This is a genomic window from Methylocystis heyeri (genome assembly GCF_004802635.2).
Lineage (GTDB): Bacteria > Pseudomonadota > Alphaproteobacteria > Rhizobiales > Beijerinckiaceae > Methylocystis > Methylocystis heyeri.
Window position 1 is genome coordinate 42646 of the sequence record NZ_CP046053.1, and the last position, 25993, is coordinate 68638.

At 62.0% G+C, this 25993-nt stretch carries 18 protein-coding genes and 1 pseudogene; 11 read left to right on the top strand and 8 right to left on the bottom strand.

All coding sequences use genetic code 11. The features are described 5' to 3' along the window. Window positions 1-6: 6 nt before the first annotated feature. Window positions 7-1686, bottom strand: a complete 1680-nt coding sequence (locus H2LOC_RS20775; protein ID WP_246207323.1) for an electron transfer flavoprotein-ubiquinone oxidoreductase — start codon at window positions 1684-1686, stop codon at window positions 7-9. Between the two features lie 426 nt (window positions 1687-2112). Beyond that, window positions 2113-2409: a hypothetical protein gene (locus H2LOC_RS20780; protein ID WP_154331771.1), complete on the bottom strand. Its 297-nt coding sequence runs from the start codon at window positions 2407-2409 to the stop codon at window positions 2113-2115. 799 nt (window positions 2410-3208) lie between these two features. Here H2LOC_RS20780 and H2LOC_RS20785 point away from each other — a divergent pair. After that, window positions 3209-4414 (top strand): NAD-dependent formate dehydrogenase, encoded by a 1206-nt coding sequence (locus H2LOC_RS20785; protein ID WP_136498113.1) that lies wholly within the window; start codon window positions 3209-3211, stop codon window positions 4412-4414. Between the two features lie 69 nt (window positions 4415-4483). On the opposite strand, the gene H2LOC_RS21865 is transcribed toward H2LOC_RS20785, so the two are convergent. Continuing rightward, a complete protein-coding gene (locus tag H2LOC_RS21865) occupies window positions 4484-4693 on the bottom strand; it encodes a hypothetical protein (RefSeq protein WP_246207340.1) in 210 nt (69 codons plus the stop codon). Between H2LOC_RS21865 and H2LOC_RS21870 the strand changes: the two are divergent. After that, window positions 4675-5205, top strand: a pseudogene (locus H2LOC_RS21870) (phosphopyruvate hydratase family protein); the annotation flags it as partial. The gene H2LOC_RS21865 and the pseudogene H2LOC_RS21870 sit on opposite strands and share 19 nt — an antisense overlap. A gap of 149 nt (window positions 5206-5354) precedes the next feature. Here H2LOC_RS21870 and H2LOC_RS20795 read toward each other — a convergent pair. Then, on the bottom strand, window positions 5355-7034 hold the full coding sequence (locus tag H2LOC_RS20795) for a formylmethanofuran dehydrogenase subunit A (RefSeq protein WP_136498115.1): 1680 nt from the start codon (window positions 7032-7034) through the stop codon (window positions 5355-5357). 677 nt (window positions 7035-7711) lie between these two features. On the opposite strand from H2LOC_RS20795, the gene katG reads away from it, so the two are divergent. Further along, window positions 7712-9919 carry a catalase/peroxidase HPI gene (gene katG, locus H2LOC_RS20800; RefSeq protein ID WP_154331772.1) on the top strand — a complete coding sequence of 736 codons (2208 nt, stop codon included), beginning with the start codon at window positions 7712-7714 and terminating at the stop codon, window positions 9917-9919. A 244-nt stretch (window positions 9920-10163) separates the two neighbouring features. Here the strand turns inward: katG and H2LOC_RS20805 are convergent, their stop codons facing one another. The 4 genes from H2LOC_RS20805 to H2LOC_RS20820 form a co-directional block, all read right to left on the bottom strand. Further along, a complete protein-coding gene (locus H2LOC_RS20805) occupies window positions 10164-10934 on the bottom strand; it encodes a COG4705 family protein (protein WP_136498116.1) in 771 nt (256 codons plus the stop codon). 71 nt (window positions 10935-11005) lie between these two features. Further along, window positions 11006-11323 carry a PepSY domain-containing protein gene (locus tag H2LOC_RS20810; RefSeq protein ID WP_202620600.1) on the bottom strand — a complete coding sequence of 106 codons (318 nt, stop codon included), beginning with the start codon at window positions 11321-11323 and terminating at the stop codon, window positions 11006-11008. Window positions 11324-11422: 99 nt separating this feature from the next. Next, window positions 11423-12772, bottom strand: a complete 1350-nt coding sequence (locus H2LOC_RS20815) for an ATP-binding protein (RefSeq protein WP_246207326.1) — start codon at window positions 12770-12772, stop codon at window positions 11423-11425. Further along, window positions 12751-13410 (bottom strand): response regulator, encoded by a 660-nt coding sequence (locus tag H2LOC_RS20820; protein ID WP_136498117.1) that lies wholly within the window; start codon window positions 13408-13410, stop codon window positions 12751-12753. The genes H2LOC_RS20815 and H2LOC_RS20820 overlap by 22 nt, the downstream gene beginning before the upstream one ends. Window positions 13411-13655: 245 nt before the next feature. Between H2LOC_RS20820 and H2LOC_RS20825 the strand changes: the two genes are divergently transcribed. The 8 genes from H2LOC_RS20825 to H2LOC_RS20860 all read left to right on the top strand — a co-directional run bounded on the left by H2LOC_RS20825 (window position 13656) and on the right by H2LOC_RS20860 (window position 25992). Beyond that, the gene (locus tag H2LOC_RS20825) at window positions 13656-13904 is read left to right on the top strand and encodes a type II toxin-antitoxin system Phd/YefM family antitoxin (RefSeq protein ID WP_136498118.1); all 249 of its coding nucleotides are present in this window, start codon (window positions 13656-13658) and stop codon (window positions 13902-13904) included. Further along, entirely contained in the window at window positions 13901-14320 is a 420-nt protein-coding gene (locus H2LOC_RS20830; RefSeq protein ID WP_162009818.1) for a type II toxin-antitoxin system VapC family toxin, read from the top strand. The genes H2LOC_RS20825 and H2LOC_RS20830 overlap by 4 nt, the downstream gene beginning before the upstream one ends. After that, window positions 14317-15450 carry a tyrosine-type recombinase/integrase gene (locus H2LOC_RS20835; RefSeq protein ID WP_136498120.1) on the top strand — a complete coding sequence of 378 codons (1134 nt, stop codon included), beginning with the start codon at window positions 14317-14319 and terminating at the stop codon, window positions 15448-15450. Before H2LOC_RS20830 ends, H2LOC_RS20835 begins: the two co-directional genes overlap by 4 nt. An 813-nt stretch (window positions 15451-16263) precedes the next feature. Next, window positions 16264-16473 (top strand): hypothetical protein, encoded by a 210-nt coding sequence (locus H2LOC_RS20840; RefSeq protein WP_136498121.1) that lies wholly within the window; start codon window positions 16264-16266, stop codon window positions 16471-16473. Between the two features lie 31 nt (window positions 16474-16504). After that, window positions 16505-19642 (top strand): anti-phage-associated DUF499 domain-containing protein, encoded by a 3138-nt coding sequence (locus H2LOC_RS20845; protein WP_136498122.1) that lies wholly within the window; start codon window positions 16505-16507, stop codon window positions 19640-19642. Then, complete coding sequence (locus H2LOC_RS20850; RefSeq protein ID WP_136498123.1) at window positions 19639-20229, top strand: anti-phage-associated DUF3780 domain-containing protein; 591 nt, start codon at window positions 19639-19641, stop codon at window positions 20227-20229. Before H2LOC_RS20845 ends, H2LOC_RS20850 begins: the two co-directional genes overlap by 4 nt. An 11-nt stretch (window positions 20230-20240) precedes the next feature. Next, window positions 20241-23219 carry an anti-phage-associated DUF1156 domain-containing protein gene (locus tag H2LOC_RS20855; protein WP_154331773.1) on the top strand — a complete coding sequence of 993 codons (2979 nt, stop codon included), beginning with the start codon at window positions 20241-20243 and terminating at the stop codon, window positions 23217-23219. A 4-nt stretch (window positions 23220-23223) separates the two neighbouring features. Beyond that, the gene (locus H2LOC_RS20860; RefSeq protein ID WP_136498124.1) at window positions 23224-25992 is read left to right on the top strand and encodes a phospholipase D-like domain-containing anti-phage protein; all 2769 of its coding nucleotides are present in this window, start codon (window positions 23224-23226) and stop codon (window positions 25990-25992) included. Window position 25993 lies beyond the last annotated feature (1 nt).

Sequence of the window (25993 nt, forward strand, 5' to 3'; positions counted from 1 at the left end):
TTGTCTTCACATATTCGGATAGTTCGGACCGCCGCCGCCTTCCGGTGGAGCCCAGGTGATGTTTTGCGCCGGGTCTTTGATGTCGCATGTCTTGCAGTGAACACAGTTCTGCGCGTTGATGACGAAACGCGGATCGCTTTTCGTCGCTTCGTCGCCATAGACGACTTCATACACGCCCGCCGGGCAGTAGAGCGGAGCCGGCTCGCCATAACGCGGGAGATTGTCGCGCACCGGAACGTTGGGGTCTGCAAGCCGCAGATGCACGGGCTGATCTTCCTCATGATTGGTGTTCGACACGAACACCGAAGAGAGCTTGTCGAACACGAGCTTGCTTGAAAGCTTGGGATAGGCGATCGGCGTCACTTCCGATAAAGGCGTCAGACAGGCGTGATCAGGCTTACCCTGTTTCAGCGTGCCGAAGAAGGAGAGGCCAAACAATTCATTTGTCCACATATCGAGACCGCCGAGCGACGCGCCGAGATAAGTCCCATATTTCGACCACAACGGCTTGACGTTGCGTACGGGTTTCAAATCGCGGCCGATGTCGGAGGTGCGCCACGCCGCGTCATAAGCGAAGACTTCATCATGTGCGCGACTCTCGGCCAGCGCCTTAGCGACATGCTCGGCGGCGAGAATTCCGGAAAGCATCGCGTTGTGCGATCCCTTTATGCGCGGGACATTCATGAAGCCGGCCGCGCAGCCGATAAGCGCGCCGCCGGGGAAGACGAGCTTGGGCACGCTTTGCCAGCCGCCTTCGGTGAGAGCGCGCGCACCATAGCAGGAACGCTCTCCATCTTCGAGCGTCGGCGCAATTAGCGGATGCGTCTTGAAGCGCTGAAATTCGTCGAAGGGCGAGAGCGTTGGGTTGGAGTAATTCAGATGCACGACGAATCCGATGGACACAAGGTCCTCATCGAAATGATAGATGAAGGAGCCGCCGCCGGTGTCAGCGGCGAGCGGCCAGCCAAAACTGTGCTGCACCAGCCCCGCCTTGTGCTTTGCCTTCTTGATGCGCCATAGCTCTTTGAAGCCGATGCCGAATTTCTGCGGCTCGCTGTCTTTCGCGAGATCGTATTTGGCGATGACCTGTTTGGAGAGCGAGCCGCGCGCGCCTTCGGCGAACAGCGTGTACTTGCCGTGCAGTTCTATGCCGCGCGTGAACCTGTCCTTGGGCTTGCCGTCGCGCCCGACGCCCATGTCGCCCGTGGCGACGCCAAGCACTTCGCCCTTGTCGCCGTAAAGCAGTTCGGCGCCGGCAACGCCGGGATAGATTTCGACGCCCAAAGCCTCAGCTTCGGACGCAAGAAAACGCACGACATTGGCAAGTGAACCAATGAAATTGCCATGGTTGTTCATGAGCTTCGGCATCAGGAAATTGGGGATGCGAAAGCCCCCGTTTTCGCTGAACAGGAAGAAATTGTCTTCGTGCACCTGCGTCTTAAGTGGCCGATCTTCATTCTCGCGCCAACCGGGTAGGAGCCGGTCGAGGCCAATGGGATCGATCACCGCGCCGGAAAGAATATGCGCGCCGGCTTCCGAACCCTTTTCGATGACGACGACGGAAGCGTCCGGCGAAACCTGCCTCAAGCGAATTGCGGCGGCGAGGCCGGCGGGACCGGCGCCGACGATGACGACGTCATATTCCATCGTTTCGCGGGACGGCAATTGGCGGTCTTCTCGGGCCATGATCGTACCTTTTTGCAACTGGCTGCGACCAGTACAGCCTTTGCGCGCTCCACGCGGTCTTGTTGGCGAGCGCGACTGAGACAGGACGCGCCGGACGGCGGGTCAGGAGCGCATTGATCCATTGCGCTCCGGCGGCGTTCTTACTGCAGGCGCAACGAATAACGCCGCTCCCGAGCACCGCCAGCCAGCGGGCTGTCGCCAGCACCGACGTAGTCGTTTCAGGCGTTCAAATCTAGCGCCAACGGCGTTCGCGAGCGGAGAAGGGGGCGGTTGGCGTACGCCGAAAATACCTTTCCCAGCGACGCAGACCCGCAGTCGAAGGAGGACCAGACCGAGGGCGCGCCGAGGGTTCGTCGCTGGGTGACCTGAAGCGGGCCTGGGCTGACTGGCGCATTCAGCCACTGGCAGCACCGCAAATGCCATTTATCAATGATCCGGTTTCGTTTGCCCCACGCGGCTGACAAGTTGTGCAAAAGAAAGATGGTGTCCCTCGGAAGAGGCTTGCAACGCGTGCCTCAAAAACCGGGCCGGGAAACAGATGGCGTCAATGTTGGCGCCACGCAATTCGGTCGGCCGTTGCGGATCAGAAGCCAAAGCTTTTTCAACGCCCGCCAAAAGTTGGTCGATCTCTTGGTCATTGCAAACTCCCTTCTCCCGCAAGGCGCCGAACAGAGCCGCCAATACGGCGTAAACGCCTTCAAGCTGGAGGTTGGCTGTGTTCATGATCCACCCGCCGGGGCTAAAGAAGTGACTGACGCAACTTATCGTGTTCTGTCTGAGATTGAAATGTTGGTCCGGGGCAGCTTGACATGCTCCCTCAAAAGCAAAATGGCACGCCTGCTCGTCCGAGATCGGAGCATTTTCGGTCTACGTTTTCGGGCAACGTCCGCAGCTATTTCCTTCCACCGGTGCGGGCTTTTGCATGCGCCTTGTCGACACTTTCCCAAATCAAACCCTGCGACGCGGGCGCAATCATCGATTCGTCTTTCTTGGGCTTTTTTGTTCGCGATTGCCGCGTTGCTGTCTACTGGCCATGGCGCTCCCCTCAATTCCGTCAGAGGCTTGGGCGGAGATATGGCGCCTTTATCAGGTAAGGGAAGAACGCCCGCAAAAAAGCGCCCTGGCGTATTTCCCGGCGGGCCGCGTCGTCTCCAAAGGGCTTGCCGTAGGCTCCAGCGCTCAAGCCGTGAGCGCAGAAGAGCAGTTGAGGCGCGGGTCATGAATGGTGGCGCGAGGCGGCTGAATCGCTCCCGGCGGCCCCGCGATCCGCCACCGTGATTTTCGGGGCCGAAGGTGCAGCGGCCGCACGGCGAATCGATTGATCGGTCGCTTGATGATCCTGAGCGGTCGGTGAGTCCAGCGAACCTGAATGACGCGAAAGCAGTGTCACAACCTCTTCCAGCTGGAAACGGGAACATCGGCGCCGGTTCGGCGTTCACGCGGGAATGTCGGTGAAATTTGCTCGACTATCGCGAAATGGCCGAATGCTCCTCTATTTCCAGACGGGAAAGGAGTGTTCAAAATGGCTAAGGTTGTCCTCGTGCTGTATGACGATCCCGTCGACGGCTATCCCAAATCCTACCCGCGCGACGATCTGCCGAAAATCCTGAAGTATCCAGACGGTCAGATTGTGCCCCACCCGAAGGCGATCGACTTTACGCCGGGCGCACTGCTCGGCAGCGTCTCGGGGGAGTTGGGACTGCGCAAATATCTCGAAAGCCAAGGTCATACGCTCGTCGTCACCTCGGACAAGGACGGGCCGAATTCTAGGCTTGAACAGGAGCTGCACGATGCGGAAATCGTCATCTCGCAGCCATTCTGGCCGGCTTATCTGACGGAGGAACGCATCGCCAAGGCCCCGAAGCTCAAACTCGCGGTGACCGCTGGCATCGGCTCCGATCATGTCGATCTGCAGGCGGCGATCGATCGCAAGATCACGGTCACGGAAGTCACCTTCTGCAATTCGATCAGCGTCGCCGAGCACGTCGTGATGATGATCCTCGGCCTCGTGCGCAACTACATTCCCTCCTATAACTGGGTCATCAAGGGCGGTTGGAACATCGCCGATTGCGTCTCGCGCTCTTACGACGTGGAGGGCATGCATATCGGCACCGTGGCCGCTGGTCGCATCGGTCTTGCGGTGTTGCGGCGCCTGAAACCCTTCGACGTACAGCTGCATTACTTCGACCGCCATCGTCTCCCGGAGGCGGTGGAGAAGGAGCTCGATCTGCATTGGCATCCGAACGTCGAGGATATGGTCACGGTTTGCGATGTGGTAACGATCAATTGCCCGCTTCATCCTGAAACCGAGCATATGTTCGACGACAAGATGCTCTCGAAGATGAAGCGCGGCGCCTATCTCGTGAACACGGCCCGCGGAAAGATCTGCGATCGCGACGCGATCGTGCGCGCGCTCGAGAGCGGCCAACTCGCAGGCTATGCGGGCGATGTGTGGTTTCCCCAGCCGGCGCCGAAGGATCATCCCTGGCGCACCATGCCCCATCATGGCATGACGCCTCATATCTCGGGGACCTCGCTTTCCGCGCAGGCGCGCTACGCCGCCGGCGTGCGCGAGATCTTGGAGTGCTGGTTCGAGGGAAGGCCGATCCGCGACGAATATCTCATCGTCGACGGCGGCAAGCTCGCCGGAGTCGGCGCCCATTCCTACAGCGCCGGCGACGCCACAAAGGGTTCGGAAGAGGCCGCGCGGTTCCAGAGAGCCTCGTAGCCTGGCCCAGCGCCGTAAGAAAGGGGGAGGCGGCCGGTCTCCTCCCTTTTATTTGGCGCCTTCACTCGTTCAGCCGGGCGCGAGATGGGCGCTGAATCCGGCGACGAAGACCAGCGTCGCGATCAGCAGCAAATTCCATGCGCGCCACCGCGGAGGCGTCGACCCCATCCGTCGCCGCGCCATCGGCCAAGGCGTCCCGTAGGCCAAGGCGCCGACGTTGCCGGCGCCGAATTGGATGGCGCCGACCAACGCGGATTGCTGAGCCGGCGGCAAACTCATGTTGGGCTGGCGATGGCTACGATCTCGCCAAGTTTGGCCAAGCGCAGGAAACGAGCGACGAGCTGATCGCTTCCTATGAAAAGTGGCTCGAAGCCTTCCCTATCGTCTTGATCGAAGACGGCCTTAACGAGAATGATTGGTCAGGTTTTGCACGTCAGACAGCCGCCCAAAGCGGTCGCGCCCAGATTGTCGGCGACGACATCTTCGTCACAAACCCGGCCTTCATTCGGCGGGGTATAGCGGAGAACGCGGCGAACCCCGTGCTGATCACGCTCAATCAAATCGGATCCGTCAGTGAGACGATGCAAGCGATTGCTTTGTGCCGCGAGGCGGGATGGGCTTATGTTATCTCTCATCGTTCCGGCGAAACCGAGGATGCTTTCATAGCAGACTTCGCCGTGGCCATGGGCGGCGGGCAAATCAAGACAGGTTCGGCGAGCCGCAGCGAGCGCATCGCCAAATACAATCGATTGTTGGAGATAGAAGCGGAGCTGGGCAGGGCGGCGACATTTAGGTCGCCGTTCGCACGAGGTGAATCAAGATCGGCGAGTGGTATGAGAAACGGCGACAGCAATTTGTCGCTCCGCCGCGCCGGCATCCCAAATGTATCGCCTGCCCGCGGCTCTCAGAGAGGTGTCGGCGCTGAAGCCCGTGGCAGCGCTCACCCGCGTCGATGAACTGCTTCTGCTCTTCCGATGCTGCCTCCTAAACGGCGGCTTGGAACCTCCGCGAAGGCGTCCTTGTTGGGAAGGGCGGCATCCGAGACTTCAAAAAGCGAGCGCGGCATGCCGTAGAGATCGTCGTAATAGGAGTCGAGACGTTTGTTGATCGCGCGGTCGTATTCGGGATGTACGTGCAATGTCTTTCCATGGGTGTAGCGAGAGACCTTGCCGTCGCGCACGACGAGATCGCCGTCCTTGAAGACGTAGGCTGCGTCGCGGAACATGCCGGCTTTGTCTCTTTGCGGTTTGTAGACCGCGATATCGGCGACGGCGCCGGGCCCGAGTTCGCCGCGATCGTTGAACCCATAAAGCTTGCGCGGCGCGGCGCGCGTCATGGTGGCGACTTCGTATAAGGAGTATTCTCGTTTGATCGAAGGCAAGGAGGTCATTTCGAGCACGTCCGCCGGTAATCGTGACAACCATTGCGCGCGTTTGTCAGCACTCATTAGCAGGGCTAGGACTTCGGGGTAGGATGTGAAAGGCGCGCCGTTCGGGTGATCGACCGTGAAGAAAACGCGCATCGGATCGTTGGTCAGCAAGAACAGTTCTAGCCCCGCAGCCCATTGCACCGCGTTGAAGAAATCCGAGACTCGGTAGGCATAAGGCACCACGCCCAAGCCGCTGCTGTCTCCGTCAAAAATCACACCTTTCTTCGGTCGGCCGCTGGGCAGGCTGTTCAATTGCTTCATGACGTCGGTGGAAATCGTCACCGTGTTCGCAAACATCACTTGGCCGACGTCCATGGTGACCTTCTTGTCGGCGTTGATCTTCTCAGCGAGTTGCGCTGCAGCAGAAGAGAACCCATTCTTCCCTTCCTTGCCATAGGCGTAGAATTGCGCATGCGCGAGATGCAACGGCAAGCCCTGCGAAGCGTCTATGGTCGCGAGCGCAGTCTCGACGTTTCCCGCCAGGCCAAGATTACTCATATGCAAATGCAAGGGGTGAGGAATACCTGTCGCCGCCACCGCGCGCTGCAATCGTGTAAAAATATCGCGCGAGGAGAGCCCATATTCCGGCACCTTGTCGTCGAGCGAGAAGGAACGAAGATTTTGCTTACATGCGCACACACCGCCGGGATTCGCGCATTTGATGCCGATTGCGCGCGTCGATTCGAGCGTCGCGCCAATATAATCGACGATCGCGGCGTCCCTTTCATTGTTACGAAATGCGCTCAGGAGAAAGTCGTCGTTGCCGAGAACGGTCAAGAATCCCTTATCGATGATCGGGATGTCCGCGAGTTCGAGATGGGCGTGGAGAGCCTGATGAGGCAAGATGGCGGGTTCGATGACCGTGGTATAGCCCATTTGCGCGTAGAGACGGCCAGTCTCGAAGGTCGACCACCCCGCCGTCGAAAGAGGCGTGCCCGGCGGTCGCGGACGATGAGCGCGATGCGCCTCCGGCATTAAAAGGCGTGCCGCGTTCACGCCGCCGCCGGCAATATGCGAATGGATGTCGATCGCGCCTGCCATCACGATATGGCCGGACACATCATATTCGGCGTCGGGCTTGCGACCTTCTGGCTGCGCGACGATGTGGCCATCTTCGAACCAAACATCGCCCACGCTGTCGGTCTCGTGGACGGGATCAACAACATGGGCTCCACGAAGACAAGTCAGCACGGCACGCCCTCCAAAACCTTGGTATTAATCGCGACGATCGCGTCAGCGTCGTTGGAGAAATTAGCGTTGCGTCGGCGTCCCCGCTGAGACGGGGTCGGCTGGGTCGGAAGTGGGCCGGCACGCCCTCAGACTCCTGCGAATGCCGGTATCGTATATAGCGACGGCACGTCGCTCAACCACGATTTGAACTGCGAAAGCGGGGTGGTCAAAGTAATCCGCCGTCGCGTTGTAGGCGACCGCGGCCTTGGCTTTAGCTTGACTGCACGGACCCCAATCAGAGAGCACTCTTAGGGTCAACCTGCGTCACGGGCGCTTCGTTCCGATGGGTCCGCCGAACCCCAAATTTGCCGCCGCTACAGACGCATCCTCAGGCGGCAGCTGGGCTCCATTTTGTAGCTTTCGATGATTTCGGAGAACGGGACCAGTGAGCGGACCAAGTCAGACGCTTGGTTCCCGGCGTTCAGATTGGGCGACATTGCCGGACCTTTGGCAGCGCCCTATGTCACAGGCCATTCCGTGTCGCAGTGCTCGCACTTACGTTAGCGGGCAGTCGACGTGCTCGCGAGCCAATTGCCTGTGTAACATGCGGCAATGAGCGAAGGTGCGAGTGAAGGAAGCGGCTGCCCAGGTTCCATACGAACAATTCGAAGAAAACTGGAACACGGTCGGAGAGGAACATGGACGCGAAGACTGACATGAATGCGGGCAAGTGCCCGGTCGTGCACGGAACGACGAGGCTTGGCATGAGGTCGAACAGCGACTGGTGGCCGAATCAGCTGAACCTCAAGATTCTCCGGCAGAACTCGCCCCTTTCCGATCCGATGGGCGAGGCGTTCGACTATCGGGAAGAATTCAAGAAGCTCGACTTCGAGGCACTGAAGAAAGACCTCGCCGCGCTGATGACGGACAGCCAGGACTGGTGGCCTGCGGATTTCGGCCACTACGGAGGGCTCTTCATTCGCATGGCGTGGCACGCCGCCGGCACCTATCGCGTCGGCGACGGCCGCGGCGGCGCCGGGTCCGGCCAGCAGCGCTTCGCGCCGCTCAACTCCTGGCCGGACAATGCGAGCCTCGACAAGGCGCGCCGGCTCCTGTGGCCGATCAAGCAGAAATACGGCCGGAAAATCTCTTGGGCCGACCTCATGATCCTCGCAGGCAATGTCGCGCTCGAGACGATGGGCTTCAAGACCTTCGGCTTCGGCGGCGGCCGTGCCGATGTGTGGGAGCCCGACGAGGCCGTCTACTGGGGCAAGGAGAAGGTTTGGTTCCCTGATCCTCGTAGCGATGAGCGCTATACCGGTGACCGCCAGCTCGAGAATCCGCTTGCCGCGGTGCAGATGGGACTCATCTACGTGAACCCGAATGGGCCGAACGGCAAGCCAGATCCGGTCGCCGCCGCCATCGACATTCGCGAGAGCTTCAAGCGCATGGCAATGAACGACGAGGAGACGGTTGCGCTCATCGCCGGCGGACACAGCTTCGGCAAGACCCACGGCGCCGGCGATGCGGCGCTTGTCGGCCCCGAGCCAGAAGCCGCGCCCATCGAGGAGCAAGGCCTTGGCTGGAAGAGCAAGTTCGGCACCGGCAAAGGTAAAGACGCGATCACCGGCGGCCCGGAAGTTACCTGGTCGCAGACGCCGACGAAGTGGAGCAACCACTTCTTCGAGAACCTGTTCAAATACGAATGGGAGCTGACCAAGAGCCCGGCCGGCGCTAATCAGTTCAGGGCGAAAGGCGGCGGCGAAACGCCAATTCCGGACGCGTTCGACCCGTCGAAGCAGCACGCGCCAACGATGCTGGTCACGGACCTTTCGCTGCGGATGGATCCGGCCTACGAGAAGATCTCCCGGCGCTTCATGGCGCATCCGGATCAGTTCGCAGACGCGTTCGCCCGGGCGTGGTTCAAGCTCACGCACCGCGACATGGGTCCGCGCGCCCGCTATCTCGGCCCCGAGGTCCCGGCGGAGGAGCTGATCTGGCAGGATCCGGTTCCCGCCGTCGACCACGCGCTGATCGACGCCAAGGACATCGCGGATCTCAAGGCCAAAATCCTCGCCACGGGGCTTTCGATCTCCGAGCTCGTCGGGACCGCCTGGGCTTCGGCGGCGACCTTCCGCGGCTCCGACAAGCGCGGCGGGGCGAACGGGGCGCGTATCCGTCTCGCGCCGCAGAAGGATTGGGACCTCAACCAGCCCGCCCAATTGGCGCGGATTCTCGAGACGCTTGCGGACGTCCAAAAAGCGTTCAACGGCGCGGCGCGCGACGGCAAGAAAGTCTCGCTCGCCGATCTCATCGTCCTCGGCGGCTCGGCCGCCGTCGAGCAGGCCGCGAAAAAGGCCGGCCACGACGTGATCGTTCCCTTCGCGCCCGGCCGCACGGACGCGTCGCAGGAACAAACCGATGTGGCGTCCTTCGCCTATCTCGAGCCGGTCGCAGATGGCTTCCGCAACTACCTCAAGGCCAGATACACCGTGCCGGCGGAGGAGCTTCTAATCGACAAGGCGCAGCTCCTGACGCTCACCGCCCCGCAGATGACGGTTCTCGTCGGCGGCCTCCGCGTCCTGGGCGCGAACCGCGGCGGGTCGCAGCACGGCGTCTTCACGCAGCGGCCGGAGACGCTGACCAACGACTTCTTCGTGAACCTTCTGGACATGGGCACGGAGTGGAAAGCGACGGCGGACGAGAACGTGTTCGAGGGGCGCGACCGCAAGAGCGGCGCCCTGAAGTGGACCGGCACGCGTGTCGACCTCATCTTCGGCTCGAACTCCCAGCTGCGCGCGGTTGCCGAAGTCTACGGCTTCGCCGACGCGCAAGCAAAGTTCGTGGCCGAATTCGTGGCTGCGTGGAACAAGGTGATGAACGCCGATCGCTTCGACCTCGCCTGATCTCGGCGGAAAGGTCTTGGGGGGCATCTAGAGCGCAGCCGGAGACCGAGATTCTGGTCATCAGGGCCACATCGAGGTTAGGCAAATTCTACGAAGCCGGCGGAAACCCTGAACGCTGGTGGAAGCCACGGACAAGAAATCAGAGCGGCGTTTCAAAACCAATTGAAACGCCGCTCTGAGTCAGATCTCTTTAGCGTTGGGTGTTGCTGTCTCTGGTTTTCACGCGGTCGCAATACGGCAGTGGTCAAGTCTTCGCCGCGCTGGGATGCACGCCTGGACGCTGTGGGAACACAACGATCAACGCGAGGATCGCGGCAACGAGCACGGCCGACGCGTAATAACGACTCAACGCCAGGCCCCCGAGCGCGTACGGTTTATCGAGAAGATCGCCAACGGTCGCGCCGAGCGGTCGCGTCAGAATGAAAGCTGCCCAGAACAGCCCAACGCGCGAGAGGTTCGTGAAGCAGTAGGTCACGGCGGTTGCCGCAATGGCTGCCCCGAACACGAGCGCGCTGCCGCCAAAGCCGAGGCCGTTCGAGTCAGCCATCCAGTCGCCCAGGGCTGTGCCGAGGGTTTGCGAAAACAGGATGGTCGTCCAATAGAAGGCTTCGACCCGTGGCGTCGCGACCGTGTTCACGGAGACGCTACCCTCCGACCAGCGCCAAATCGCCAGCGACGCCATGAGCAGCATAAGCAGCAGCGAGGAGCCGCCCGTGTATCCAATGCCGAGCGAGCGGTCCGCAAAATCGGCCATGGTCGTGCCCACGGTCGTGGTCGCGACGATTGTCAGCCAATAAAGGTACGGATTGAATTTCGACGCACGAACTTGCGCGATCACCGCCAGAACAAAGACGCCGAAGAAAATAATGGTGCCGATCGCATAGCCTAGGTTCATCGACATCGTGACGGCATCGCCGCCTGTTTCCCCGAGCGTCGTCGCGAGAATCTTGATGATCCAGAAGCCAAGCGTGACTTCAGGCACTTTGCTCAACGTGATGTCCCGGGCGTCGTTCATTGTTTGCCTCATTCGTGCGAAGGCCCGCCTCACGCGGCGCAAGGCGGGCAGGTTCATTTGTTCCGACGACTTCAGTCGGGGTTTGGCCCTTCAGGCGCGTTTTCGAGGACCTGCCCGGTCGCCGCATCGACGCCGACTTCCTGGGTGACGCGGCCGTGCTTGATGTCGAAGGAGTAGCGAAGCCCACTCCCGCCCGCCTCGCGCTCCAGTTCTTCATCCGTGATTTTGCCGGGATGGGCTTTCAGCGCGATTTCGCGCGCCCTCTCGATGCTGATCTTGGCCTCGCCGGCGAGCTTTTGGCCGCTATAGGCCAGCGCCGGCGGCGCGAACGCCAGCAGGATTGCCGCCATGCCAACCAAGCCCAGGCGTCGCGGTAGTGTGATGTCCATGATTTTCTCCAGTCGCCCCTTGCCTGTGAAGCGACGTAACCGCATCCACGCGAAGGCGTCGCATGCGGATGATTGTGCAATGCGCGAATTAGGAGCGAATTAGCTCGTAGCGTGGCCTAGGGTTGAGGCCTCGGCAGGCATCGTGACCCGCGCGACCACGCCAGCAACGCCGTCGGCACGATTTTCTACGGTTAAATCAAAGGCATGACGCTCGGCGATCCGGCGCGCGATTGCCAGCCCGAGTCCGGCGCCTTTTCCTTCCTGCGGAGCGCCCCGATAGAAACGATCGAAGATGCGTGCTTCCGCGCCCTTCGGCAGGCCCGTTCCAGTGTCCAGGATTTTGACAATCAGCTGGCCGTCGCGGTGATCGAGCAAAACATCGATCTTTCCGCCTGACGGCGTATATCGGATGGCATTCTCGATTAGGTTCGCGAACAGGACGCGCACCTCTCCCTCTATGCCGCGGCTCGTGACGGGCGATCCGGCATTGACGCCTATATCTAATCCCTTGCGGTCCGCGAGCGGCACACAATCGCCGACACATTCAAGAAGCAGAGCGCCGACATCGAACGCCTCGCGGTGTGCAGGGATTGGTTCGTCGAGCCTCGCCAACCTCAGAAGTTGATCGACCAGTAAACTCGCGCGCTTCACGCCTGCCGCGAGAGCCGCCACACGCTCGTCCTGCGGTCCCGGCCCACCTGATGCGAGATTATCGACCTGAATCTGCATCGCCGCGAGCGGCGTCCGCAGTTCATGCGCGGCGTCGGCGAGAAACCGCTTTTGCGTTTCGGCCGCCGCTCGGAGTCTCACAATAAAACCGTTCATGCTCTCGACGAGCGGCGTCACTTCCACCGGGACGCCGGCCAGCGGAATCGGCTCCGTCGCCGACACGCTGCGTTCTGCAATCGCATTCGCCAATTCGTCCAGTCGCCCGAGCACGCGATTCATGGCCCATCCGACCACGAGCCAGGAGAGCGGGATCATGATGAGGATCGGCGCGGTCGCCCCCAGCGCCGCACTATCGGCGATCTCCGCGAGCACCGTATCGCGCTGAGCGACCAGGACCGTCCGGTCGCTGTCGCTCGTCGTGTAGACCCGCCAAAGTTCCCCGCCCGCTTTCACATTCGCAAAGCCCGGCTGGGCCTGTCGCGCAATTTGGACGCTTGGGAGAGATTGATGGGCAACGCGCCCCTTCGCATCCCATATCGTGATCGCGAACTGATCCTCCGGGTCCTGGTCGGCCGCCGCCGGAGCGTTGCCGAAAGGCATCCCCGTTCCCGCATTCAACGCAATCTGACGGAGTTGACTGTCAAGAAATTCCGCCGCCTCGCCGCGGGCATAAAGATATGCGACGACGATCGTGACGAACCCCACAACGGTGAGCAGACCGGTCATCCACGAAAGGGCGGCGCGACGCAGCGAGACTGTCATGATGTCCGCACCATCCATCCCGCGCCCCTAACATTGAAAATCAGGTCCTTCCCGAATTTTCGCCGGATGGAATGAATGAGGACATCGACCGCGTTACTCTCGACTTCCTCGCCCCACCCGTAAATTCGTTCTTCGATCTGCGAACGCGAGAGGATTCGTCCTGGCCGTTCGATCAACGCATGCATCAACGCATATTCCCGCGCCGGCAGCACTTCCGCTACGCCGCCGCGGGACAACTCGTGCGTCTCAGTGTTGAGTTCTGTCCGGCCGGCAACCAGCACCGAGATGGCCCGTCCCGCGCGGCGACGTATCAGTGCCCGCATCCGCGCTTGCAATTCGCGCGTCTCGAAGGGCTTAACGAGGTAATCATCCGCCCCGAGATCGAGGCCAGCAACCCGATTGTCGAGCCCGTCGCGCGCCGTGATGATGAGCACCGGCGTCTCGACGCCTTGCTGCCGCGCTGCCTTCAGAAGATCGAGTCCGTCCGAGCCGGGCAGCCCGAGATCGAGCAGGGCGATCGAATAGCCACTGTCCCGCAACGCAACTTCGGCGTGCGTGCCGTCGCGGACCCAGTCGACCGACATGCCTTCAGCCGCGAGCGCCGCCACCAGGCCCTCACCGATCATCGCGTCGTCTTCGACAAGTAGAACGCGCATTGCACCGCCTTTGCGGCAGCGCCGCTCGCTGGCAACATGGTTATGGCATCGACACATAATCGAAAGTCTTGACCGCTATCGTTGCTTCCGTCTGCTGGTATGGCTGCGGAAGGGGCCTATGACCATCGATAAGTACCTCTTATCGATGGTTAACAGGTCAAGGGCTTGACTTGTCGGAAAGACCGTCCGAAACTGGCAAAAATCGCTCGCTCGGCGTCGTCCGCCAGTCAAACTCCGAGGATTTCATGACCGTCACCGTCAACATCGGCGAAGCCAAGGCGCGCTTCTCCGAGCTCATCGCCAAGGCCGAAGCCGGCGAAGAGATCATCATCGCCCGCGGCAACGAGCCCGTCGCCCGGCTCGCGCCGCTCGCCGAGCAGGCCGAGCGCGCGGCCCTCATGGAGCGGGCCCTGGCCTTGCGCGACAGCGGCGCCATCAAGCCCGTGAGCGTCGAGGAAATCCTCGCTTGGCGGCATGAGGGGCACAAATATTGACGCCCTTTGTCGTCGACGCCTCCTTCGCCGCCAGCTGGTTCCTGCCTGACGAAGCCAATCCGGCGACGACCGCGCTCGGCCGGCAGGCCGCGCGGGAGCCGCCGCTCATGCCGAGCCTGTTTCTCCATGAGATGCGCAGCCTCTTCGTCATGGCCGCGCGACGCGGGCGCGGCTCCAAGGACGACATGCTGCAGCAGCTCGACGTCGTGGAAAAACTCTATGGCAAGCATGCGGGCTCTGGCGACGGCCTGGCCATCGCGCGTCTGGCCTTCAAACACAATCTGACGAGCTATGACGCCACCTATCTCGCGCTGGCGCTCGATCACGAGGCGCCGCTCGCCACGCTCGACAAGGCGCTCGCCGCCGCCGCGAAAGCGGAGGGCGTGACCGTCCTCGGACCGCTGGGCGCGTCATGACGTCCGAGAGCGACTTTGCGATCGACGAGCTGGCGGGGCTCCTGCCGCTGGCGGCGCGGGACCGTTTGGCCGAGTCGCTGACTTTGGCAGAGATCGAAACGCTCACGCATCTCGCCAAGACCGGCACGGGCCCGAACTCGCTGCGGGCGCTGGCAAGCGATCTCGCCTATCTCGAGGCCTGGTCGCGCGCTTCGACCGCGACGCCGCTCGCCTGGCCCGCCCCCGAGACGGCCGTGCTGCGCTTCGTCGCCCATCATTTGTGGGACGAAGCGGAGCGCGCGAAAAATCCCGACCACGGCATGCCCGAGGCTGTGGCCGACGTCTTGCGCGCGGAGGGACGTCTTCGAGCCCGCGGTCCGCACGCACCGGCCACGGTGCGGCGCCGCCTCGCGCTTTGGGCGACGCTGCATCGCTGGCGCGGCCTCGAAGGGCCCTTCGGCGCTCCCGCCATCCGCAACGCCTTGCGTCTTTCGATCCGCGCCGCGGATCGCCCGCCCGCGCGAAAGAGCGCCGGTGCGATCACCCGCGACATTCTCGACCAGCTTCTCGCGACCTGCGGGCGGGGAAGGGCGATCGATCTTCGCGACCGCGCGCTGCTCTTGCTTGCCTTCGGCTCCGGCGGGCGCCGGCGCTCCGAAATCGTCCGGCTACGGGTGGACGACCTCGAAGAGCACGCGCTGGTTCCGGCCGATCCCGAGGCGCCGGAAGGGCCGACGCTGCCTGTGCTGGCCGTGCGATTGCGGCGCACCAAAACCTCTTCGGCGGACGCCGGCGAGAGCGCGCTCATCGTCGGCCGGCCGGTCGAGGCCCTGCGGGCCTGGCTCGCCCTCGCGAAAATCGACGCCGGCCCGGTGTTTCGGCCGATCGACAAATGGGGAAGTATCGGCGCCGCGGCCCTCGATCCGCAAAGCGTAAACGCCATGATCAAAAGCCGCTGCGCCGCCGCTGGCCTCGATCCGTCGCAATACTCGGCGCATGGATTGCGCTCGGGCTATCTCACCCAGGCCGCGCGCGAAGGGGTTTCGCTTCCCGAGGCCATGCAGCAGTCGCGGCACCGGTCCGTGCAGCAGGCGTCGCGCTACTACAACGAGGCGCAGATCGCACGGGGCAGGGCCACGCGGTTGGCATAGAAGAAGTCGGCGCAAGGCGCGAGTTTCGTCGAAGTTCTACGGCAGACGAGGATCGATTGCCGCACACGCGATTGGAGTTAGACATAAAATCCGCCGCGCTCGTAAGGCGTTTTCCTTCTCCAAAAAACCCTTTGCCGCTTCGAGCCGGACCAGATCGTCGATCAGTTCGGCTGCCTTGCGCGTCGCCGGCGTGAGTATAGGCCCGAAGTAACGGAAAGGCGTTCTGGTAAGCATAAGGGGACGGAACGAGAACGGATAGTCTGTCGGAAAACCCTCGCATTAGAATTTCCGGACAGCTTTCCATTCCGACAGGGTTTGTCGCACATGGAATCGGCCCGTTTTTGGCCCTTCAGGACAAACATCGGCGGGCGTCGGGAATCATCTGTTTTCCGCTATCTCACTGACCCGGCAGCAGAAGTTCCTTATGTGTACCACAAGGCACTTTCGTTAGTTCTCGCCATCCTGCAATTTCACCGAAGCCCACTTCCTATTCTGCGACTTCAACACCACTAAATGGCGCGGCACAATCGTATCGTCCGCCTTCTTCCATGATTGCAAGCTGACGGGTGCCCAGATGGCGGTCGCGAACACGCTCGTGTCGCCGACGAACAGGACGACGACAAGTCAAGAGTGATTCGCCTAGTATCGGCTGGAATCCCGGGAGAAATAGTTAACGCGGAGGGTCGCGGTTACGGGGAAGCCCAATGGCGGCGGAGCATTGCGGCGGGGCGGCTTGATGGCGCTTGCGGGGCGAAAGCATTTCGACGACCCTGTCGGGGAAGATCGTTAGACAGCCAGCTATCTAGGAATTCCATGCTCAGATCGCCCAAGAGGGGGTCGAAACCCGCCGACCGCGTCCGCGCGGACGGTCGCCGCTCGCACCCCGTCTGTCTGGACGCCCAACTGATCAAGAATCTCAAAAAGGCCGCGCCGGATGACGAGAGGAACGCCTACGAGATCGTCGAGGAAGCCACCCGCGCATGGCTCGCCAAGCGTGCGAGGAAACGGCAAGCGACCCGATAGCCCCACCATATTGCCCTACGGGAACACAGTAATGCTGCAAACGGTCAAGGACGCCTGCCGGTTCGACCCCAAGGCGATAGATTACGCGCTCAGCGACCAGATCGAGAGCCTCGAGGATCTCGTCGGCCACGACGCCGGCGCCGCGGAGGCGTTCTTCAGGAAGACCTACGTCACCGGCGGCATGCACACCCTGCTGCGGCAGGGGCTCCAGCGTCTCGCGGGGTCGTCGGGACAGGCCGTCTTCGAACTCAAGCAGTCCATGGGTGGCGGCAAGACGCACTCCATGCTCGCCCTCGGCTACCTCGCCGCCAATCCCGGCCTCGCGCATCTCGTTCCCAAGGAGATCTCGCAGGGCTTCACGCCGACTGCGGCGCGCGTCGTCGCCATCTCGGGCCGCTCGATCTCCCGCGACAAGCACCTGTGGGGCGACATCGCCGAGCAATTGGGCAAGGCCGACGATTTCGTCGAATTCTACAAGGGAAGCCCGCAGGCGCCGAACGAGAAGGATTGGGTCAACCTCATCGGCGACGAGCCGACCCTGATCCTGCTCGACGAGCTGCCGCCCTATTTCGGTTACGGCGTCACGCAGCCCGTCGGCGGCGGTACGCTTGCGGACGTAACGGTCTACGCCGTCGCGAACCTGCTTTCCGCCGCGCTGAAACTGAAGCGCCTCTGCATCGTCATCTCGAATCTTTCCGGCAGCTATCACGGCGCCTCGCAGCAGATCGCCGCGATGATCCAGAAGGCCAACGGGGATTTGCAGAAGGAATCCGCGCGGCAGGCCAAGAGCATCACACCGGTGGAGCTGGGTTCCGACGAGATCTACCACATCCTCCGCCGGCGCCTGCTGCTCGCCGAGCCCGACGCCGGCGTCGTGGACTCCGTGGCGACCGCCTTCTCCGAGGCCATCTCGGATGCGGTGCGCTCCAAGGCCGTGACGAAGTCCGCCGAGCAGATCGCCGACGAGATCTCCGCCTCCTATCCGTTCCATCCGTCGTTCAAGCACATCCTCGCTCTGTTCAAGGACAACGAGGCCTTCCGCCAGACCCGCGGTCTTATGACCCTCGCCGCGATGATGGTGCGCTCCGTTCAGGAACGCCCGACCAACGACGTCTATCTGGTCGGCTGCCAGCACATCGACTTGACGCAGGCGGATATCCGCGACGGCATGACCAACATCTACGACCTGTCGGGCGCCATCGCCCACGACATCGCCGGCACGGAAAGCGCCCGGGGCCACGCGCAGGTCATCGACGAGCAGATGGGCCGCGATTCCGCCAGCCAGGTCGCCCGACTCGTCCTGATGGCGTCGCTACCCGAGGCGAGCGGCGCCGTGAAGGGGCTCACCAAGCTCCAGCTCATCGAAAATCTCGTCGCGCCCCTTCGCTCCGCGATCGAGTTCGACGACGCGTTCGAGCAGTTGCGCGGGGAATGCTGGTATCTGCACCGGCGCGACAACGACGCTTGGGTGTTCGCCAAGAACGAGAATCTTCGCAAGAAGATCGAGAAATACGCGGAGGGCGCCGCGCAACCCAAGATCGACGCCGAATTGCAGCGGCGCCTCCTCGCCGTCTTCGAGCCCCGCCGCAAGACCGCCTATTCCGAGCTTCTCGCCCTGCCGAAGATCGAGGACATCAAGACCGGCGGCGGTCGTTTGCTGCTCGTCCTCAGCCCCGACAAGAAGGTGCCGCCCGAGGACGCCAAGCGCCTGTTCGACGCCGTCGTCCAGAAGAACAATTTCTGCATCCTGACCGGCGACGGCAGCGATCTCGCCAAGCTGGAGGACCGGGTTCGGCGCATCTGGGCGGTCGCCAAGGTCCGGGACGAGGACGGCGGCGACAAGTCGCCCAACGTCGCGGAGCTGAACGAGGAGACCGAACTCGCCGAATTCGAGTTCAATTCGACCCTGACCAGCCTGTTCAACCGGCTCTACTATCCTGGGAGGCATCCCAAGGATGGCGACGGCCTGCTGTCGGTTCCCCTCAAGATGACGCCGACCAAGGCCAAGGACGGCAAGTCGAATTCGATCGACGGCGAGACCGCCGTCGAGGAGGCGCTGGCCTCTACCGGGGCGTCGAAGCTCTACAATGAGATCACCGAGGTCAACGCCGATACCCTGCGCACGCGCGCCGAGCAGATGCTGTGGATCGCCGGCGGCGACCGGCGCGCCCGCTGGAAGGACATCGAGGAGCAGGCCATCTGCAACGTGCGCTGGCCTTGGCTGCCGGCGAAGGGTCTCGACGATCTGCGTAAGCGGACCGTCAACACCGGCGCGTGGCGGGACAACGGCGACGGCTACGTCGAGAAGGGGCCTTTCCCGCCGGCGAAGACGGCGGTGAAGGCCGTCACCCGCACCCGCGACGACGACGGCAAGGCGACCATCGACCTGACGGCCATCAACGGCGGCGACAAGGTTCGCATCCATTACGCCCCGACGGACGCAGTGTCGGCGTCGTCGCCGGCGGTCCCCGACGTCACCTTCGAGAGCGACGCGACGGTCCTGTGGTTCCTCGCGGTCGACCCCGAGGGCAAGCATGACACCGGCCCCGCCGAGAAGTGGACCAACACCCTGACGATCACCCACGACCCCAAGGAGGTCATGGGCAAGCGGAGCGTCACCTTGTCGGTCAAACCGCGTGGAGAAATCCGCTGGAACCTCGACGGCACCAACGTCAAGGAGGGCAAGGTCTACACCGGGTCGATCGACATCCCCGGCGACGGCGAGGCCACGATCTACGCCTACGCCGAGGACGCCGGCGTCTCGGTGTCGAGGAACTTCACCATCCGCGCGGTGACCGGCGGCAAGGCGACCATCGACCCCGGCAAGCCGGCAACGGTCGCTAAGAAAACCAAGCTCGCGACGACGGCGGACACCTTCGTCACGATCCGCGCCGGCAAGAAGAACAGGGCGACCTTCGGCAACGGCGTCGTCGTCACCGTCGGCAAGGGCGACAAAAACGCCACCACCCGCTTCGGGCCCGGGACGGACCTGGCGCCCGACGCCATCGAGGCGTTCATAAGCGCCGCGCGCACTGCCATCGGCGACGAGGCGGCAGAGGTCGAGTTCACCTTCGGCGAGTTCAAGTTCGCCAGCGGCGCCGATCTCACGGAGTTCCTGCAAGAGACGTCCGAGCAGATCAAGGTCGATCCCGAAGAGGTGCAGCAGTGAGTGAGAAGAAGACGATAGGCTTTGGCGTGCCCAATGAGATGGACCCCCATCACTTCACGGTGGAGATCCCCGCCGCGCGCACGGAGTCCGTCGTCATCACCGAGCACTTTGGATTGAGGAGCGGCACGAACGGCCTGCCGGATTCCGTCGTGCGCTGCCGCCTGCCGCGCGCCGCATGGGCCGCTATCGCCGAGGAGGCCAAGCGTGTCTTGAACGAGCGCCTCAAGGAAAAGAAGCTTTCGACGAGCCGGTGGTCGAGCGGGACCAACAAAGTCGAGCGGCTGCTGGGTCGGGAACTGTGCGTCTTGGCATGGGGCGTCGAAGCCGCTGCGAAGGATCTCGTCCCCAACGCCGTCCGCAACTGGGTGGCCCTGCGTCCCGACGAGCGTTGGTGGCTGTTCTCCATGGCCGCGGCGATGACCGGCGGCGAGGACGACGGCGACATCGGCTGGCGCAAGGCGATCAGGATCGCCCTGACGGAGAATCCGACCGGCGAGGAGGTCGCGGAGATTCGAACCACCAAGGCGAAGGCCAAGACCAAAGCCAAGGATGATCGCCCGCAGCTTCCCCGGCTATTCGAAGATTGATTGGAAAAGGAATGGACGCAGTGGTCTCCAAGTCGCCGGTGACGCCGTTTTCGCTGAAGGATGCGCCTTCGTTGATCGAGCGCGTGTGGCCGGCGCAGAAGATTTCGGTCGAGGCACAGAAGGAGCGGAAGGCCGTCAAGGGACAAACGCTCACCGGGCTCGGCTCCTATTGGAAGGGCCGCAAGCCACTGATCCTCGTTCGAGCATGCGTGCTTGGTGCGCTCTTGCCCTCCACCGGCAACGACGAAGAAGATCTTGCAGTCTTCGAGGCGCTGTGCGGCCTGAGCGACGATCAAGTCAGGGAACGATTCAAGCTCTCACTGACAATTGATGAGATCAAAGCTTTTGCGACACCAGAACAGCTATCCGCGTTATTTGAACAAAATGACAATCAGCTAGCTAAATTCCGAAAGATGACTAGGAAAGAGCGGAACGATCTGATGAGCGCGGTCATCGCGCGTATGCCATATCAGGCGCGGGTCGAAAGACTGCTTCGCCCGGAAGAGGTTGATGAGGAAACTCTCACCTCCGAACAACTTCCATGGGTTAATGAGCATCTCGGGACGAACGCGAATAGTCTCTCGGAGTTGATTGAGCAGATCGGGATTATGCGCTTTGGAGCCCGTCCCCGTATCGGTGACGTGTTTTGCGGTGGCGGATCGATACCATTCGAGGCCGCGAGGCTTGGCTGCGATGCCTATGCGTCGGATCTCAATCCAATTGCCTGCATGCTGACGTGGGGTGCGCTCAACGTTATCGGGGCGCCCTCAAAGCGCAGGAAGGCGCTCGAAATCGCCGAAAAGAGTCTTCTCGTCTCGATCGACGAGGAAATCACGGCGCTCGGCATCGAGCATGACTCGAAGGGAAATCGCGCTAAGGCATATTTGTATTGCCTGGAAACTCGATGCCCTCAAACGGGTTGGATGGTGCCGATGTCACCATCGTGGGTCATTTCGAGGTCAAAGAAAGTGATCGCTGTCCTGATCCCCGATCAGGCGAACAAGCGATATGAGATCGAGGTAAGGACGGCTCAGGACGCAGCGGAATTCGAATCTGCTCTAAAAGGGACGATCCAAGGCGGTCGGCTTGTCCACGAAGTTGGTGGAGAGGTGTTTGCTACGCCAGTAAAGTCTTTGCGCGGCGATCGCAAGGGTTCCAACGGGGAAACAGTCACGAATATCCGCCCTTGGGAGAAAGGTGATTTTGCGCCACGTCCGAGCGACCTTTTTCAGGAGCGACTTTACGCCATTCAGTGGATCACAAAAGAAACCTTGCGTAAGCCGCGTCAGACGACGTTTTTCACGTCCGTCAGACCTGAGGACGAAGCTCGAGAGCATAAAGTTCATGAATTCGTTGAGGCGAATCTCACTTCTTGGCAAGCACAAGGTCTTGTGCCTGACATGAGTATCTCGCCCGGCGAAAAGACGAGCGAAATGATTCGCACCCGCGGCTGGACCCGTTGGCATCATGCCTTTACCCCACGCGATTACATCATCATCGCTTCGTTGCTGAAGAATAATCATGAGGCGGAAATCGGCGTCCTCATTCCCTCTCTGCTTAATCATGCGAGCAAGCTGTGCCAATGGGCCACAACTAATGCTCCGCTTGATGCCGATGGCAAGCAAGCCGGAGGCGCAAGAGACCTGCCGAACCACGTCTTCTATAATCAGGCCTTCAACACGTTTTGGAATTACGCGTCGCGCGCTTCAAATTTCTTGTTGCGCGATATTGTCGTGACCAAGGAGGTTCCAACCGCGACGATCCGCGGACAGGGACAGGTATCCAACACTTCCGCGCTCGCGCTCGCAGATCGGTCGGATATTTTCATCACCGATCCGCCTTACGCTGATGCCGTTCATTACCATGAAATTTCGGAGTTCTTCATCGCATGGCTTCGGAAACGCCCTCCAGAGCCATTCAAGCATTGGACTTGGGATTCCCGCCGCCCTCTCGCAATCAAGGGCGACGGCGAGGACTTCCGCAAAGGCATGGTCGACGCCTACAAGGCGATGGCTGACCACATGCCCGACAATGGCCTCCAGATCGTCATGTTCACCCATCAGGACGCCGGTGTCTGGGGTGACATGGCGCAGATCTTCTGGGGCGCCGGCCTGCGGGTCATGGCGGCGTGGTACATCGCGACGGAGACCACGTCCGAACTCAAGAAGGGCGGATACGTCCAAGGGACGGTCATTCTCGTCCTCCGCAAGCGCAAGGATGGAGAGCACGGCTATAAGGACGAAGTCGTCCAAGAGGTGAAGGTCGAGGTCGCCGACCAGATCGACACCATGGCCGGGCTAAACCAGAGCCTCAAGGGCCACGGGCGCATCGAGAACCTTTTCGAGGACGCCGACCTCCAGATGGCCGGCTACGCGGCGGCGCTGCGCGTCCTGACGAAATACACGACCATCGACGGCGTCGACATGACCAAGGAGGCGCTGCGCCCGCGGGTGAAGGGCGAGCGCGGACTCGTTGCCGAGATCATCGAGTTCGCGGTGCAGGTCGCCAACGAGCATATGGTCCCCGAGGGAATGTCGCCGAAGGTATGGGGGCAACTGACTGGCTCCGAGCGTTTCTTCTTCAAGATGATGGATGTGGAAGAGGCGGGCGCCAAGAAGCTCGACAACTACCAGAACTTCTCCCGAGCCTTCCGTGTCCCCAAATACGACGACCTGATGGGTTCGACGGTGCCGAACGAGGCGCGCTTGAAGTCGGCAAAGGAATTCAAGAAGGCCGGCTTCGAGGGGACCGAGTTCGGCTCCTCGAAGTCCCGCGCCATGTTGTTCGCCATCTACGAAATTCAAAACGATGTCGACAGCGACGACGTGCTTTCGCACCTGCACGACCTGATCCCCGACTATTTCAACGTCCGCGACGACCTGATCTCGCTCGCCGACTATATCGCCAAGAAGCGCGCCAACCTCGATGAGGCGGAAGCCCGGGCCGCCGCTATCCTCCATGGATTGATTCGCAACGAACGCTTCGGGTGACGGAATGGATGCGAAGGCCGGCGGCAACCGCGTGACGGAAATCGTCGGAGGAGGACGGCTCGACCGCTTCTCCTCTCGCCAAGGGCGGCTGTCGCATGTCTATCTGAAGGACCGGCTCCAAGGCGCGTCCGAATACAATCGCATCGCCGGCTATTTCCGCTCCTCGATCTTCGACCTCGTCAACGAGGAGATCGAGTCGATCGGCAAGGTGCGGGTTATCTGCAACGCCGACCTCGACCCCCAGGACATCAACGCCGCCAAGCAGGCCCGCGAACAGCTCCTCAAGGAACGCTGGAACGAGGTCGATGACTCCGTCGAGAGTTTCCTGCGGCGCCCGCGCTACCAGCGTCTGTATGAGATCCTGAGGAAGGGCAACGTCGAGATCCGCGTCGTCTCCCGCGCCGACGCGCCGTTCCTCCATGGCAAGGCCGGCGTCATTCGCCGCCCCGACGGATCGTCCACAGCCTTCATGGGCAGCCTGAACGAAACCCGCGAGGGGTGGAGCGAGAATTACGAACTCGTCTGGGAAGACTCGTCCGCCGACGGCGTCGCATGGGTCGAGGACGAATTCGAGCATCTTTGGGCGCTCGGCAAGCCACTTCCCGACGCCATCATCGACGAGATTGGGCGCAGCGCGCACCGCGTCGAAGTCCAACTGGAGGAGCTTGAGGCGCAGGATGTGGCGCCAGCCGCCCTGGTGGAAAGCAACCTCTATCGCGGCGGCGAACAACTGATGCCGTGGCAGCGGGCCTTTGTCGGGTTGTTCCTACATCACCGCGCGGTCTACAAGAAGGTGCGGCTTCTGCTCGCGGACGAGGTCGGCGTCGGCAAGACTCTCTCCCTCGCCGGCAGCGCGCTGGTGTCCGCGCTGATGGGCGACGGCCCCGTGCTGATCCTCTGCCCGGCCACCCTGACGACCCAGTGGCAGATGGAGCTGAAGGACAAGCTCAACATCCCTTCGGCGGTCTGGCTGTCCAGCCAAAAGGCGTGGCAACTCGACCCCGATGAACTGCCCTTGCCGTCGGTCGGTGCCGAGGGGATCACGAAATGCCCCCGGCAGATCGCCATCGTTTCCACCGGCCTCATCGTCCACATGACGGAGGAGCGCAAGCTTCTCAAGTCGAAAAAATTCGGCCTGCTGATTTTGGACGAGGCCCATCGCGCGCGCGGCGCCAAGTCGAAGAGCGCGGACGAACGCAAAGCCAACAATCTTCTGCAATTCATGATGGACGCGGCGGCGCGCGCCGAGCACGTCCTGCTCGGCACTGCGACCCCCATCCAGACCGACGTGGCCGACCTTTGGGACCTGATGAAAGTCCTCAGCCAAGGCGTCGATTTCGTCCTTGGCGACGCGTGGAGCCAATGGCGCGACCTGGAGAAGGCCATCCCGATGATCACGGGCGAGGTCGACGTCACCGGCGACCGCGAGGCATGGGAATGGTTCCGCAACCCGATGCCGCCGGCCAAGGAGGCCGACGTGATCTTCGGCCATGTACGGAACGCCATCGGACTCGCCGACGACAAGTTCATCACCGACCTGCCTTACGGCCAGATCCCCGACGACGACGATTTCGTCCGTCCCCAGTTCGAGGACGATGTCCTTTCGCGGTCAAATGGCTTGACCTTCTTCCAGCGGAACAACCCGATCGTCCGCCACGTCGTGCTGCGCCGGCGCGCGACGTTGGAGGATGCCGGGCTGATCCCCAAGATCCCCGTCGATATCCACCCGCGGCAAGATTCGGCGCCGCCGATGTTCGACGGGCTGGGATTGCGGACCTCGGTGACGTTCGATGTCGCCTATGAGGCGGCCGAGAAATTCACCAAGGCGTTCGGCAAGCGCCAGAAGGCCGCCGGCTTCCTGAAGGGACTTCTGCGTCAGCGCATATGCTCGAGCGTCGCCTCGGGGCTGGCGACGGCGAAGAAGCTTCTTGAAGGTCGCCCGATCGACGACGAGGAGTTCCAACTGAACCTCGGCGACGAGAAGCTGGATATCGTCGGCGAGGAGCGCCTGCATCTACAGACGATCATCGATAGCCTCGAAAGGGACTCGAGCGACCCGAAGCTCGACGCCGTCCTGTTCTATCTCCTCGACCGGCGCTGGTTGGAAATGGGGTGCATCGTCTTCAGCCAGTATTACGACACGGTGCATTGGATCGGGGAACGGCTGACCGCGCGCCTGCCGGGCGAGACGGTCGCGGTCTACGCCGGCGCCGGGAAGTCCGCGTTGTTCATCAATGGTGAACGGAAAAGCGTCGAGCGCGAGATGATCAAGAGGGCCGTCAAGGAAAAGACCATCAGGCTCGTCGTCGCGACCGACGCCGCCTGCGAGGGGCTGAACCTCCAAACCCTCGGCACGCTGATCGACGTCGACCTCCCTTGGAACCCGTCGCGGTTGGAGCAGCGCATCGGGCGCATCAAGCGGTTCGGGCAGCGGCGCGAGAAGGTCGACATGGCCAACCTCGTCTACCACGGCACGATCGACGAGAAGGTCTACGAAACGCTCTCGGCCCGCATGCAGGACCGCTACAACATATTCGGTACGCTTCCCGACGTGATCGAGGACGACTGGATCGAGGACATCGAGACCCTTGCCGAGAGACTGCGCGAATTCACGACGAAAAAGAAGCAGGCCAACGCCTTCGACCTCAGATATGCGGCGGGCGTGACGGAGGACGAGCATCGCTGGGAGCTTTGCGAGCGCGTCTTGGCTCGGACTGACGTCACAAAGCGGCTGTCGCGGGGATGGGGAGAGCGGGACCGCGACGTGGCGTGAT

What these genes read in the sequence shown, in the direction of transcription:
- H2LOC_RS20775 (WP_246207323.1), bottom strand. Translation starts at nt 1,686, where the DNA reads ATGGCCCGAGAAGACCGCCAATTGCCGTCCCGCGAAACGATGGAATAT.
- H2LOC_RS20780 (WP_154331771.1), bottom strand. Translation starts at nt 2,409, where the DNA reads ATGAACACAGCCAACCTCCAGCTTGAAGGCGTTTACGCCGTATTGGCG.
- H2LOC_RS20785 (WP_136498113.1), top strand. Translation starts at nt 3,209, where the DNA reads ATGGCTAAGGTTGTCCTCGTGCTGTATGACGATCCCGTCGACGGCTAT.
- H2LOC_RS21865 (WP_246207340.1), bottom strand. Translation starts at nt 4,693, where the DNA reads ATGAGTTTGCCGCCGGCTCAGCAATCCGCGTTGGTCGGCGCCATCCAA.
- katG (WP_154331772.1), top strand. Translation starts at nt 7,712, where the DNA reads ATGGACGCGAAGACTGACATGAATGCGGGCAAGTGCCCGGTCGTGCAC.
- H2LOC_RS20805 (WP_136498116.1), bottom strand. Translation starts at nt 10,934, where the DNA reads ATGAACGACGCCCGGGACATCACGTTGAGCAAAGTGCCTGAAGTCACG.
- H2LOC_RS20810 (WP_202620600.1), bottom strand. Translation starts at nt 11,323, where the DNA reads ATGGACATCACACTACCGCGACGCCTGGGCTTGGTTGGCATGGCGGCA.
- H2LOC_RS20815 (WP_246207326.1), bottom strand. Translation starts at nt 12,772, where the DNA reads ATGGATGGTGCGGACATCATGACAGTCTCGCTGCGTCGCGCCGCCCTT.
- H2LOC_RS20820 (WP_136498117.1), bottom strand. Translation starts at nt 13,410, where the DNA reads ATGCGCGTTCTACTTGTCGAAGACGACGCGATGATCGGTGAGGGCCTG.
- H2LOC_RS20825 (WP_136498118.1), top strand. Translation starts at nt 13,656, where the DNA reads ATGACCGTCACCGTCAACATCGGCGAAGCCAAGGCGCGCTTCTCCGAG.
- H2LOC_RS20835 (WP_136498120.1), top strand. Translation starts at nt 14,317, where the DNA reads ATGACGTCCGAGAGCGACTTTGCGATCGACGAGCTGGCGGGGCTCCTG.
- H2LOC_RS20840 (WP_136498121.1), top strand. Translation starts at nt 16,264, where the DNA reads ATGCTCAGATCGCCCAAGAGGGGGTCGAAACCCGCCGACCGCGTCCGC.
- H2LOC_RS20845 (WP_136498122.1), top strand. Translation starts at nt 16,505, where the DNA reads ATGCTGCAAACGGTCAAGGACGCCTGCCGGTTCGACCCCAAGGCGATA.
- H2LOC_RS20855 (WP_154331773.1), top strand. Translation starts at nt 20,241, where the DNA reads ATGGACGCAGTGGTCTCCAAGTCGCCGGTGACGCCGTTTTCGCTGAAG.
- H2LOC_RS20860 (WP_136498124.1), top strand. Translation starts at nt 23,224, where the DNA reads ATGGATGCGAAGGCCGGCGGCAACCGCGTGACGGAAATCGTCGGAGGA.